Consider the following 13,899-nt stretch of genomic DNA (forward strand, 5'->3'; position numbering starts at 1 on the left):
ACTTTGCTTTAAAATATAAGTTAATCCTTAAAGCCAATCAGATGGCCTATCAAGAACTGCAAAATTTACAAAGGAGTTCTATGCCTGCGTAAGGTGAGTAAATTTAGCGAGTTATACCTAAAATTTATTAAACTAGATTTCATCCTCCTCTTCTTCGGGTTCCGGCTCGTAATCCTCTAGAGCTTTAGCTTTTTTGCCTGCAATAATTCTTGCTAGCGATAATACCCAGGCTACGATCAAATAGATCCAAGATAAAGCAAAGAAAACTAAAGAAAAATGGGTCAAAAGTCCATAAATAATGAAAACAGCTGCCACCACAGTAAAAAACACCACTTGAAAAGTAGCTACACGCATATGCAAATTTTTTAAACTTGGAAATTTCCATCGGCTAACCATAAAATAGCCGATAGTAATCATCATAAAAAATAGAATCCATGCACGGGTTATTTCCTCTATGGAAATGAAATGATGGAATTCTTCGGATATTAAAAAGAGGTTTCCTGAGACTGCCGCTGCTGCCGCTGCGGGAATGGGCAGGCCTGTAAAGTTCTTTGGTTTCTCTTCTAAAGTAAAGCCAACATTAAGAGCAGGGCTTGGGCGGTTGTGAACACTGAAGCGCACGAGACGCAAAACTCCGCATACTGTATAAATCATGGCTCCGGTGGTAAGGAAAAAGGAGAGCTCGGTGCCAGGAGATAACGCTAAGCTTTTAAGAATGATAACTGAAGGACAGACTCCGAAAGTAATGGCATCAGCCAACGAATCAAACAACCCTCCAAATTCGCTTTGCGCTTTCATCGCGCGAGCAACAGCCCCATCTAATAAGTCAGCAAAAGCTGCTAAGAGAAGGATAGCCGCCGCTTCCGTCAAGGCTTGCACAGAGACTTCACCACGAGTTATCATGCTAATCTTAAATATTACAAAAAGACCGCATGTTAAGCCAAAGGCTGTAATTACATTAGGCAACAGATAAACTTTTTTCATAGATGAACCCAATAATAGGAAAGTCATAGTACAAAAAAAAAGACTACAAGTACAGCACGAAAAGTTTATCCGCAATACATAGACAAAGGTCTACCTATTCATCATTCTTTCTCTTGCATTTACATAAAAATAAATTTTTACCTATTACACTTTACTAAGCAATTTGCCTCTTGGCGCTATAAGTGGAAATCTGGTATACCTAGGTCATTTTTAACATCTCTTTAAATAAAATAGGCTCTCAAGAAGGTTATTAACCTTTAAATTTATAGGCCCCTCTATGGCAAAAAAAACTCCTTCTCTTAAACATGTCGCGGACACATATCTTGATTTTACAGTTACAAAAGCTCTAGAAATTCCCGAACTTCAATGTTTTTTAACTGAGCTAGTACACACGCCTACCGGCGCCCAAATCATGCATTTGGGAAATGAAGATCCTGAAAACCTTTTTTGTCTATCTTTTCAAACGCTTCCCAATTCCTCTAATGGGGTGGCTCATATTTTAGAACATACTGTTTTATGTGGGTCAGAAAAGTTTCCAGTCAAAGATCCCTTCTTTGCGATGACTCGTAGGAGCCTCAACACCTATATGAATGCCCTTACAGGTCAGGACTTTACATGTTATCCCGCTGCTTCTCAAGTTCCTAAAGATTTTTATAATCTTTTAGAAGTCTATCTCGATGCAGTATTTAAACCTAACCTTAAATACTTTAGCTTTCTACAAGAAGGGCACCGCCTTGAATTTAGCAATCCTACAGATCCCCACTCTCCTTTAGAATATAAAGGAATAGTATTTAATGAAATGAAAGGAGCAATGGCCTCACCGATGTCTCGCCTAGGTGAAGCTTTAAATCAAGCCCTGTATCCTAATACCATTTATGGATATAATTCAGGTGGCGATCCAAAAATTATCCCCTCTTTGAGTTATAATGAGCTGGTAGAGTTTCATCAAAAATATTATCACCCCAGTCGCTGCCTATTTTTCTTCTACGGCAATTTACCGCTTGTGGAACATTTAGATTTTATTACTCAGCATACTTTGAGATTGGCTAATAAAGCTTCTCCCTTACCTCCCATTCCTTTCCAACCTCGTTTTTCTACTCCCCACTATGTACATGAATTTTATCCCCTTGCCTCCCATGAACCCACCGAAAATAAAACGATGCTTGCGCTAGGATGGCTGACTTGCCACATTTTAGAGCAGCATGAACTGTTAGCGCTTAGTATTGTAGAAATTATTTTGATGGATACGGACGCGTCTCCTTTAAAAATGGCCTTGCTAAAGTCTGGTTTATGCAAGACGGCTAGTGCCTATATAGACACAGACGTTCACGAAGCACCCTTTATAATCATTCTTAAAGGCTGCCAACCTGAATGCGCAGGCACAATAGAAAACCTTATTAAAAACACTTTAATAGAAATTACGAGGGAAGGAATTTCTTTAAATTCGATAGAAAATGCCATGCATCAGTTAGAATTTTTCCGTAGCGAAATCACAGGTGATCAATCTCCTTTCGGACTCTCCCTTTTTATGCGTGCAGCCCTTTTAAAACAGCACGGCGCTAAGCCAGAAGAAGGGCTTATGATTCATACACTTTTCGACAGACTAAGGCAGCATCTTATCGATAACCCTCATTATTTAACTAACTTAATTCGCAAATATTTTATTGATAACCCTCATTATGTTCGCCTTATATTAGAGCCTAGCAAAGAGCTTGAAGCTCAAGAGCTGGACCAAGAAAGAGCCGTTCTAAATAAAATTCATCAATCTTTATCAGCTAAAGAGATAGAACATCTATTGCAACAAGCAAAAGAACTTTCCGCTTTCCAAAAAGACCAAGAGGAAGCATGTTTAGATATTTTGCCCAAGCTTTCTTTAGAAGATATTCCTGTACATGGTAAAGATTATTTATTAAACCAAGAAAGGATAGGCAATTTCCAAGTATTCACTCATTCTTGCTTTACAAACCGCATCATCTATGCAGATCTAATTTTTAATTTACCCAATATTGAAGAGGCGGATTTATTTTACGCACGCCTCTTTGCCCTTTTGCTGCCTCAAATGGGATGTGGTGGAAGAAATTACATGGAAAATCTTGAATTCATCCAGGCTCATATAGGAGGAATAAATGGTTTTCTATCTCTTAACATTCAAGCCCACGACTTTAATAAAATATCACCTACCTTATCGCTAAAAGGGAAAGCTCTTTATCGTAAAATACCCCAGCTTTTTCAGCTTCTTCAGGAGATGGCTAGCTCTACCGATTTTAAAGATCTCCCCCGTTTGAAAGAAATTCTGCAAAAACATTATACAACCTTAGAAAGCTCTATCAACCAAAATTCTCTTCGCTATGCTACTAATCTTTCTGCGGCAGGACTTAGTATACCCTCTCATATTTCTAATCACTGGTATGGGCTAGAATACTTTTGGAAAATCAAAGAGCTAGCCTTGAATTTTGAACTCCATAAAGAAATCTTAATTGCAAAGCTTATAGAAATGAAAGACAAGCTTTTAGCCACTGACCAACCCCACTTAGTGCTTTCTTGCGATGCTAAAATTTATGCGGAGATTAAAGCCCAGAATTTTTATGGTCTTCTAGATATGCCACTTCATTCTTATGAAGCTTGGAAAGGAGACTTCATCCTCTCTCCCATCGCTTCTCAGGGACGCACGATTTCTGCGCCTGTGGCTTTCATTAGCAAAGTTTTCAACACAGTTCCTTATATTCATGAGCATGCGCCTGCTCTAAGCATTGCGGCCTTTTTATTTGATAATTTAACTTTACATGCAAGCATTCGTGAACAAGGAGGAGCCTATGGGGGAGGAGCTGTCAGCAATGCAATGGCTGGTAATTTCTATTTTTATTCATATCGAGATCCTAATATTTTTAGCACATTGAATGCTTTTGAAGCCTCAATTAATCATATTCTTCAAGGACAATTTGATGAAGAGGACATAGTAGAGGCTCAATTAGAAATGATTCAAGCAATGGACGCCCCTATCTCCCCTGGCAGCCGTGCTGATTTGGCATATAGCTGGCTAAGAGAAGGAAAAACTGCAGCTGTTCGGCAAGCCTTCCGTGCTAAACTTTTAACATTAACAAAACAAGAGATCATAGAGGCGGTAAGAACTTTTATTGCTCCTAACTGGCAAAAGGGAGCAACGATTGCTTTTGCAGGAAAAGAGCTTCTGGAAAAAGAAAATGCTTTATTAGCTGAGCATCATCATTCTCTCTTGCAAATTGAGACGATTTAAGGTTTTCTTGTTCTAGCATTCTCTATTCAGCCTCGGGCGCTTAATGAATCGAGGATAAAAGCCTATTAAATAAGATGAGCTCTAGCTAGTAAGTGAAGAACGCTTTCTGCCCGCTTATTGCAAGCTTAAGTTAAAATGACCAAAATTTTATAGGGGAACAAGTAGAAAACTGAAGAAAAAGAGAATCAGCTTTTTAAGCTTTAAACTGATCGCTTGAATTTTAAATTTATTTCTTTTTTTATTTTATTAGATAGAGGAAAGATTTTGAGCAGCTATTTAAATCAGAGGCTTTAAAAAAATTAGGGTTTTAATTTAAGAGGTGCGGCCATAGGAAAACTATAAATTCCCGGCTTATCACACAAGAAGCGGCTTATCCTAAAGCATAGGATAATTTAGTCGAAAGATTGATGGGTATAAAGCATGCTTAAAATTTAAGACTTTTTATCGAAGATAATAGGTTTTTTAGCTACTTCTTATGCAGCCCGATACTTTGTGAAGACCCTGATCGTTAAGTAGAAAGGCTCCTTTTAAAGAGTTGAATATGTAGACTAAGCTTTTTAAAGCATATAATAAAAAGCCTAGGTAGAGAATAACCTAGACTTTTTAGAGCATACCTTTGAAAAGATGCAAAATTAAACAGCTTTTCGGATATTTTTCTTTTTAAGAGCTGATTCGGCATACTGTTTCATGTCTTGTGCATGAATAACCCATGCCGCACCTTTACGTTGAGCTTTTAACATACCTACACGGGTGGCATAATAGATCTTTTGCGCTGGGACACTCAGCATCTTAGCTACCTGATTAACCGAATAGTATCCTTTATTATTATCAAACAACAACTCACCATTAAAAGTAGATTTAGAACGAGAATACTTTTGCTTGCGATAAGCTTCCAGATCATCTAAATGGATTGTCCAACGGGTAGTTTCTTTGCTAGCTTTCAATTTATTTAATTTAATGGCCACATAGATAGCTTGGCGCGTTACTTTGTTAAGTTTGGCGGCTTCGGTAATTGAAACCAACTTATTTTCAAACTTCTGATTATCCTTAGGTTTGGTCATGGTTTTAATCTCCAAAATTTTCTGTTTAATAATTTGTGATAAATATATTTATGATATTTTTCTTTAGTCTTGCGATCATCTGCGCCTACCTCTTAAATAATTTAAGAGGCTTGGCTCACATTTTCAGAGACTTATATTTTAATGTTTTCTAAAAAGGCCTTAAAATTCGTTAACTTAAGGCAAAAGTATTGCATAAAAAAGAATTGAAATCAAGCTTTTCTTTACATAGAATTTAAATTTTTTTTATTAGCTATTTACCTCATGGCAGCTAAGGTTCAAGGCGTTAAAAACAAATAGAAATAAAGAAGCCGAGCCTTTATAATGGATTTTTAGATTTTTATCAGGAGAAAAGGATGTCTGGGGTTAAAAAGGCCATATTTTTGTTATTATATTTGTTAACCTCTTTCCTCTCAGTAGCAGAAGGCAAATTACCGAATTTAACTCCTGCTATACTATCAGCCAAGCTGAATGAAATTATGAAAACGCATGCTTCTCATAAAGAGCTTACACCTGTTCTCATTGAAAGAACTTTAAACAACTACCTCGAAATACTTGATCCTAATAAAAGTTATTTCATTGAATCTGATATTGCTCAATGGTTACATCCTTCTAGCCATTTACTCGATCAGATTCTGCAAGATTATCATCGCAATAGTTTTAGCCAATTTGAACAAATTCACCAGATCATGATTCAAGCCATTAAGCGTCGTCAGGCATTGGAAGAAAAAATTGATATAAGCAACCTTCCTAAGCAGGTACGCACAGATGAATTTAAAGAGATGAAATGGACACATACAGAAAAAGAGCTTTTAGCTAGGTTAGAAAGAATAAAAGCTTTGCAAATAGAGGCTTCGGAAAAATTAACTCCTGCTCAAAAAGATAAAACCCTTAAACGCATCCAGAAACGTCAAGCAAAATACGAAGAAGATATTCTAGACACAAACACTTTAAAACACGAGCAATTCTTACTAGCCAATATTCTTAAAGCGACTGCTTCTGCCTTAGATAGCCATACTGCCTATTTTACACCCGATGAGGCAGCCCAGTTCATGATTCATGTACAACAGCGTCTTTTTGGGATTGGAGCCCAACTAAGAGATGATCTAAATGGTTTTAGCATTATTAAAATTATTGAAGGAGGTCCCGCGGCAGAAAACAAAATGCTTAAAATTAAAGATCGCATCATCGCTGTAAATGGTGAATCTGTGGTGGGCCTAGACATCGCGGATGCCGTAGAGCTCATTCGTGGAGAAGAAAACAGCCCCGTAACTTTAACAGTGATTCGAGAAGCACCTGAAAATGAAGATAAGATAAAAGAAGAAAAACTAGATGTAACGCTTAACCGTGGAGAAGTGGTTCTAAAAGACACGCGTTATGAATCTTCCTATGAGCCATTTGGGGATGGAGTCATCGCTTATCTAAAGCTCTACTCTTTTTATCAAGATCCGGAAAGCTCATCAGCAAGTGATTTAGCTGAGGCACTTAAAAAAATTAAAAGGGAGCAGCATGTCAAAGGAGTGATTCTTGATTTGCGCTTTAATTCAGGTGGTTTGCTTTCCCAAGCAGTTGAGGTTACTGGCCTTTTTATTACCAAAGGAATTGTAGTTTCTATCAAAGACGATACAGGTAAAATCCAGCATTTACGCGCATTAGAAGGACGTAGCGTTTGGGAAGGCCCTTTAGTGGTCCTAACCAACCGAGCAAGCGCTTCTGCCTCTGAAATTGTGGCCGGGACTTTGCAAGATTATGGGCGCGCTATGATCGTAGGAGATGATCATACTTTCGGAAAAGGTTCTTTTCAAACCTTTACTCTTAACACTACTATTCAAAACCATGCAGTCAATCCCCAAGGCGAGTACAAAGTTACACGAGGCCGCTACTACACAGTCTCCGGGCGTACGCCCCAATTGACCGGAGTCACCTCAGATATTGTAATCCCTGGACCTTTAGCGGAAATGGAATTAGGAGAACAGTATGCCAAATACCCTTTGGAGAACGATCAAATAAAATCTAACTTTAATGATGATCTTTCTGATGTTCCTTTTTTTCAAAGAGAACAGCTTCGTATGTTTTACAGTTATGACCTACAGCCTCGCCTAAATACCTATCAACCTTTTATGGAGCAACTCCGCAAAAATGCTAAGTATCGCATCGAAAAAAATCCTAATTATCAAAATTTTTTGAAGGAATTAAAAAAGAAAGAAATTGCTGATGAAGAGGAGCCGGCAGAGTTTGGTCAAAATGACTTACAGCTAACAGAGGCTTATAATGTAATGAAAGATGTAATTCTTCTCATGCAATAATCCTTTAAACCATTTAAAATCACCAAATATTTACTATAGCTTCAGCTTAGAGTGCGGAGTTTATATTAAATTTAGCACATCTTTACTTAATGGGCACTTCTAAGAGGTGCATCCCTCATCTTCCTCTATTTCGATCATCTAGTTTCCCTTGAATTCTATGGGCCAATCAAGGAAAATAGTCTTTCGATCATAGATTAACTTAATAAGGATTTTAGAAATGACTGTTCGTGTACGCATAGCTCCTTCTCCTACAGGCGATCCCCATGTTGGAACCGCCTACATGGCACTTTTTAACCTCATCTATGCCCGCCATCATCAAGGAAAATTTATTTTACGTATTGAAGATACTGATCGCTCACGTAGCCGTCCTGAATATGAGCAAAACATTTATACAGCCTTGCAGTGGTGTAACATCCAGTGGGATGAAGGTCCTGATATAGGAGGCCCTTATGGTCCTTACCGCCAATCCGAGCGTTTCGAAATCTATAAAAAATATGCCTATGAGCTTATCGACAAGGGGCGAGCTTATAAATGCTTTTGTACGCCAGCAGATCTAGAAGAAATGCGTGAATTAGCAACAAAGCTGGGGAGCCGACAAGGTTACGATCGCCGGTGCCGCAATTTAAGTGCGGAAGAAATTCATCAGCGTGAAATTCAAAAACTTCCCTATGTTATCCGTCTCAAAATGCCTTTAACGGGAGAATGTGTGTATGAAGATCATATTAAAGGCCGTATCACTTGTCCGTGGGCCGATATCGATGATCAAGTTCTTCTTAAATCTGATGGATTTCCTACTTATCATTTAGCAAACGTGGTAGATGATTATCTTATGAAAATCACCCACGTAATCCGCGGTGATGAATGGATGAGCTCAACGCCTAAGCATATTTATCTGTATGAAGCTTTTGGCTGGGCACCACCTACTTTTATGCATATGCCCTTATTGTTAGGAAGAGATGGAAAAAAGTTATCTAAGCGTAGGAATCCAACCTCCATCTTTTATTACCGGGATTCTGGTTATCTAGCAGAAGCCTTTGTTAACTTCATGACATTAATGGGCTATAGCATGCCTGGTGATAAAGAAATTTATGCTTTAGACGAAATTATTCAAGAATTTGATTATAAGCGCATTGGGGTATCGGGAGCCATATTTGATGTGCAAAAGCTGGCCTGGATCAACCAACAGTATCTTATAAAGAATATCCCCGAGAACAAGCTATGGGAAAGATTACGTCAATGGAATTTTAGTGATGAATATATGCAAAAATTAATGCCTTTATGCCATTCACGTATTAAGACTTTCGGCGAATTTATGGAATTATGTGATTTTTTCTTTATTAATCATCTCAAATACACCGTAGAGATTTTTACTGCTAAAGGAATCACTTATCATCAAGCTCCTCTGATTTTACAGGGGATAATATGGTACATGGACGAAAATGAAAATTGGGGAAGTACGGGAATAAACCAGGCTTCAAGGAGTATGGCAGAGCTATTCGGGGTAAACCATAAGAAAACCATTATGCCTCTTTTATTTGCTAGCTTAATGGGAAAGCTACAAGGTCCTCCTTTATTTGATTCTGTCGCTATATTGGGAAAAGATCGCACCCGTGCTAGACTTTTAGAATCTATTGAATTCCTAGGTGGTATTTCTAATAAGAAAATGGATACATTAAAAAAAGCTTGGCAGCAAAAAGATGCTAGGCATCTTATTGAATTGCCGGAAATTAGTTAAAGAGAACTCGATCAGCTATTAGCCAATGAGGGAAACTATGCTATTAGAACTTGTGAACATCTTTCATTCTATTTTATCGTTTACCATGGATGGGACTTATAAATGGATCCTGGAAGCAATAGGAATTGTATTGCTCGTTTTAATTATTAATTTCTTTGCCAGACGCGGCTTAGAGAAGCTACACCTCTATTTTGAAAGAACTAATCAAATTTGGAAAGATAGCTTTGTTCAATCTTTTTATCGCCCCTTAAGTGCTTATATATGGTTTTATGCCTTTTTTCAGCTTATTGATTTAATCAGTCACCGTGTGTTTGAGGGTACCATTTTTTCCAACCTGCCTAAAGTTCTTTCTATTGGCCTTGTTTCAGCCATCGCCTGGTTTCTTATGCGCTGGAAAAAAGCCATTATTTTCAATATGCATTTGCAAAGCCTCAAGCATGATCAGCCTATCGATTCGGGAAAAATTGATGTCATTAATAAAATGTGGACTATTATCATTTTATTTCTTGCTGCTCTCTCGGTATTAGAGATAACAGGCCAGAATATTAACACGTTAATTGCCTTTGGAGGGGTTGGCGGTCTTGCAATTGCTTTTGCTTCCCAAGAAATGATCGCTAACTTTTTTGGCGGTTTAATGGTTTACGTTACCCAACCTTTTACGGTGGGAGACTGGATTAACCTGCCTGAGCGCAAGGTGGAAGGAAATGTAGAAGAAATTGGGTGGTATATGACACGTGTACGTACCTTTGAAAAGCGCCCTATCTATATTCCAAATTCTATGTTTTCCAAAGTGGTCGTGATGAACCCAGCTAGAATGAGCCATCGCAAATTTGATGAAACCATTGGAATTCGCTACAGTGATATGCCTGTCGCTCGGCATATCATCAGTGATATAACAACAATGCTTGTTGACCATTTCCACGTCGATAGAAGGTTAGGCCCGACGGTTAATTTAGAGAGCTTTGGCAGCTACGCTGTTAATATTCATATTTCCGCTTATTTATTAGATATCGATCATAGAAGCTACATTCAAGCAAAGCAAGAAATCCTATTTTCTATCTATAATATTTTAAATAAGCATGGTGCAGAAATTGCCTTCCCAACCTCACGTCAGCTTTATACAGAAGTATGAAGTTCTTGCCTTTCAAAAGGGGGAGAGTAGTCCCCCGGCTAGCTTTTAAAAAATATTTCCATGAATAAAACCTGGCGGGCTAACTAATAAGGCCTCAATATTTTATCCCCATCCACAAATTGATTTTAATTTAGCCTTGCTATAACGATAAAAGAGAGGCTATTCAACAGCCCTTCAAGGCTTTCAGGTCGCCTATCCTAGAGAGCTTAAGCTGACCAGTCAATAGCTGGAGTTCATTAAAAAGTAGTAAAATGGCACATTGTGCGATTTATAAAAAACTAATCACGCTAAATAGGCTATTTTAAAATTAAACCGCCTCTTTAGTTTTCTTAAAAAATTTCATGGTGAAGTTGCAGGAAGAGATAGAGCAAGAATATCAAGAGAAGGAGGCATTGGACTTGCTAAAGGTTTCCCAAGCAAATGGCCAGCAAGCCTATCCATCCGCCATCAAAACAGAAGGCTTTGAAAACGAAGGAGCTGTTCTTAATGAAAATGAGCAGGAAATCCCCTTGCCAACCTTGCCAGATCAGCAGGGATGGGCAAACCCCTTCAAAACTTTTGCGGATTTCCTTAAGCAAGGTTACAATTCGCTCAAGCATACCGCCAAGAAAACTAATGATTTTGCCTGCAAATCTTCATTTTTGATTGCTATGGCCTCAGCTAGCTTAGCTAGCTTTTTTGTTGTTTTTGCTGGGATGGTATAATCCAAGGATTAAGTTAAAGAATAAAATTCTTTTTTACTTCTATCAAGGAAAAGCGGGGAAAATTAATCCCTCGCTTTCCTCTCATAAAGCTCCGCTTACTCTATGCGGGTATATTACTAGGCCTCTATCTTTAACTCCCCTTTTCTTTAAGTCGAAGTGGCATGAGCACTTTATTCATATAAGTTTTTAATTTATTCAGCTGTTTATCTTTAAGTTTTCAGCTTCAAAGCTTGCACTATTACACTTAAGAAATCCAGTCCTGTTTAGATAAGCCCATGAAAAAAGGCTGCCTGTTTTATTTATCTATCTGGCTTATAAAAAAACTTTTGAATATTGGATTAACATCTGACTCTAACTCATGGGCAGGATAGACTCTTGATTTTTTATAACAAAAAACATTTAGACGATCAAATGTATCTCTCATGAATCCATCCACGGTCTTATTAAAACCTATCTTTCTTAACCTTCCCATCAGTTTACAAGCTCCACTATAGCTTAGCCTATAGCTGAGGGTGGTAAAGTGTAAATCTTCTGAACATTGAGGAATCATGATTTTATTGTTAAGGGAAACACCTGAAGGACAAATGTCCTTAACGGAAGGACCATTATAATAAAACAAGTCCCATCCTAAAGGCAATTCTGGAATTTCAAAAGAGCTATTGAAGCGAGCGTTATCCTCTAAAATCATTAACTCGGGTATTTTGTTTTCAATCATATAAAGCCAAAGATGTATATGCGAAAGAGCGCATCCTATGGCCCCGGGATGCCCATTAAAATCATTGTTTATAAACAGCTGCTGAACTTCTGAGGTAAGCGTTAGCGTAGAATCATCGATTGCTTCCCAACGAGAATAATCAGTGATGCCCATCCGCTCTGCCTCTTTAACCCAAGCTATCCACCGTTCAGGATGGCTTTTCAGATTGATAACGGCTATAGGAGAAAGCTGCATAAATTTTTATTTTTAAAAGTTAAAGGCTACGCTATTAAGGCAGATTGCCTTTAGAGAGATAATGCCAAGCAAGCTTATATTCTTTAGCGATCTATCCTAAGATCAATTTATTAATTATTTTTGGTTTAAAGCATTTTTTCCAGGATAAAATGTTAAAATAGTTTAGTCCTTAAAAAGCCTCTAGCGTTTCCAAAATACACGCCTTAAGATAAAAAGGGCAGGCAATAATTTTTTAGCCAGCTTACAGCTTTAAAAAAAAAGAGCCACACTTTTTTAGATAAGAGGCAATAATTTTTTTAAGAGCTCAGGCATGACTAAAAAACAGGGGTTACTCTTTCTTGCATCTTAAAAAACCTTTATAAAAATATTAATTTTAAATTGATAGAAAAGTTTTATGAGGAGTCTTAAGCACTTTACTATTAAAAACATCAGACAAGCCTATTCTATAAAATTCAGCTATTATCTACTTCCTCCATCTACAAAAAGATCTTAAGAAAAGCCTAATGGTTGTTTTTAACTATCTTTTAAGCGATTTTATTGATACAAAAAGGAGTAGATAGGCTAAAATAGTGGGAAATTTAAAGTGTTCAACGCATGCTATTATCTTTACCTAACTTAATCTCTTTTTGTCGTATACCCTTAGCTTTTTTATTTTTACAGGAAAATATTTTTTGGAGAGTGATAGCGATCTTACTAGCCATGCTTAGTGATGGCCTTGATGGATATCTAGCAAGGCGCCAAAAAATCACTACCAAATTTGGCACTTTACTTGATCCCTCCACCGATAAATTTTTTGTAATTTTTGTGGCCAGTGTTCTTATCGGCGAAGGTCGATTAATGCTTTGGCAAGCTATCGCTTTGATTTGTCGCGATATTGCCGTATTAATTTTTGGAATACATCTTCTGCTTGATAAGCGTTTAGGTCACTATCAATTTCGAGCCATTTGGTGTGGCAAAGTTACTACTTTTTTACAGTTTATTGTTTTGGTAGGGCTGACCTTACAAGCTAAAATTCCTGATCCATTTTTTATTACTTTTATTTTACTAGGGCTTCTATCTTTAGTGGAACTAACCATCCCTAGAGAGAAAGAGACAATCGGATAAAATTGGCCTTATGGACGCCATGGAATAATAACGGTTAAGTAATCAGAGGCTAAAACCTATAAATGATTTTGTGATTTAGAAAATAATTGGTAACTTTTAATTTTCTCTTGCTACGGACGGTTAAAGAAAAATCTTTCCTAACTTAAAGAAGAATACCTTTGCTTAAAAATTGCTGGCCTTAAAACATTAGCTACAACCTCTTTATAGGTGGCCAGATTTTTTCCTAAGCTTTTATATAAGAGGGCGCTTTAAAACCCTCGTTATATCCTCATCCGTGCACACATTATAAAAAAAAATTTTAAAACTCATAACTTAACTCCTCTAAGGGAGAATTGGATTTATACGCTTTGAAAAAACTATGTTTGCATACCTAACCTTTTAAAAATGCCTCTCTATTTAGTTTGACATGATTTAAAGGATATTTCATGCTTAAGCATATTTTGAGAGCGTTTTTTCTCCCAAATCGCTATAATTTGTTTACGCCTAAATCATTATAAAGCTCTTAATTTCTTGCAAATTTGACTATGAAACCAATCAAGCTAGATAACAAACAAAGCCGTCTTTTTAAATCTCGATTTAGCGATGAACTCAATCTAGATCATCCTCTTATCCAGCTATCCAAATTGATTGAATGGAAGCAGCTGGAAGAAGAGTTTGATAAGCTGTTTGTAGAA

9 protein-coding genes are annotated in these 13,899 nt (G+C 37.3%); 6 read left to right on the plus strand and 3 right to left on the minus strand.

Annotated features, from left to right (window positions below; translation table 11 throughout):
- Nucleotides 1-132 precede the first annotated feature (132 nt).
- Complete coding sequence (locus tag NEOC65_RS09855; protein ID WP_166157321.1) at nt 133-984, minus strand: CDP-alcohol phosphatidyltransferase family protein; 852 nt, start codon at nt 982-984, stop codon at nt 133-135.
- 277 nt (nt 985-1,261) lie between these two features.
- Between NEOC65_RS09855 and NEOC65_RS09860 the strand changes: the two genes are divergently transcribed.
- Nucleotides 1,262-4,237, plus strand: coding sequence for an insulinase family protein (locus NEOC65_RS09860; RefSeq protein ID WP_213155387.1), 2,976 nt, complete (start codon nt 1,262-1,264; stop codon nt 4,235-4,237).
- A gap of 632 nt (nt 4,238-4,869) precedes the next feature.
- On the opposite strand, the gene NEOC65_RS09865 is transcribed toward NEOC65_RS09860, so the two are convergent.
- A complete protein-coding gene (locus NEOC65_RS09865; RefSeq protein ID WP_042242021.1) occupies nt 4,870-5,298 on the minus strand; it encodes a helix-turn-helix domain-containing protein in 429 nt (142 codons plus the stop codon).
- 353 nt (nt 5,299-5,651) lie between these two features.
- Here NEOC65_RS09865 and tsp point away from each other — a divergent pair, with 353 nt between their 5' ends.
- The 4 genes from tsp to NEOC65_RS09885 all read left to right on the plus strand — a co-directional run bounded on the left by tsp (nt 5,652) and on the right by NEOC65_RS09885 (nt 11,172).
- Nucleotides 5,652-7,601, plus strand: a complete 1,950-nt coding sequence (gene tsp / locus NEOC65_RS09870; RefSeq protein ID WP_166157327.1) for a tail-specific protease Tsp — start codon at nt 5,652-5,654, stop codon at nt 7,599-7,601.
- A gap of 208 nt (nt 7,602-7,809) precedes the next feature.
- Nucleotides 7,810-9,336, plus strand: a complete 1,527-nt coding sequence (gene gltX / locus NEOC65_RS09875; RefSeq protein WP_502710341.1) for a glutamate--tRNA ligase — start codon at nt 7,810-7,812, stop codon at nt 9,334-9,336.
- Nucleotides 9,337-9,373: 37 nt separating this feature from the next.
- Nucleotides 9,374-10,468, plus strand: coding sequence for a mechanosensitive ion channel family protein (locus tag NEOC65_RS09880; RefSeq protein WP_166157332.1), 1,095 nt, complete (start codon nt 9,374-9,376; stop codon nt 10,466-10,468).
- Between the two features lie 341 nt (nt 10,469-10,809).
- On the plus strand, nt 10,810-11,172 hold the full coding sequence (locus NEOC65_RS09885; protein WP_166157336.1) for a hypothetical protein: 363 nt from the start codon (nt 10,810-10,812) through the stop codon (nt 11,170-11,172).
- A gap of 295 nt (nt 11,173-11,467) precedes the next feature.
- On the opposite strand, the gene NEOC65_RS09890 is transcribed toward NEOC65_RS09885, so the two are convergent.
- A complete protein-coding gene (locus NEOC65_RS09890; protein WP_166157339.1) occupies nt 11,468-12,121 on the minus strand; it encodes a glycosyltransferase family 25 protein in 654 nt (217 codons plus the stop codon).
- Between the two features lie 594 nt (nt 12,122-12,715).
- Between NEOC65_RS09890 and NEOC65_RS09895 the strand changes: the two genes are divergently transcribed.
- Entirely contained in the window at nt 12,716-13,225 is a 510-nt protein-coding gene (locus tag NEOC65_RS09895; protein WP_166157342.1) for a CDP-alcohol phosphatidyltransferase family protein, read from the plus strand.
- Nucleotides 13,226-13,899 lie beyond the last annotated feature (674 nt).

Source organism: Neochlamydia sp. AcF65 (assembly GCF_018342435.1).
Lineage (GTDB): Bacteria > Chlamydiota > Chlamydiia > Chlamydiales > Parachlamydiaceae > Neochlamydia.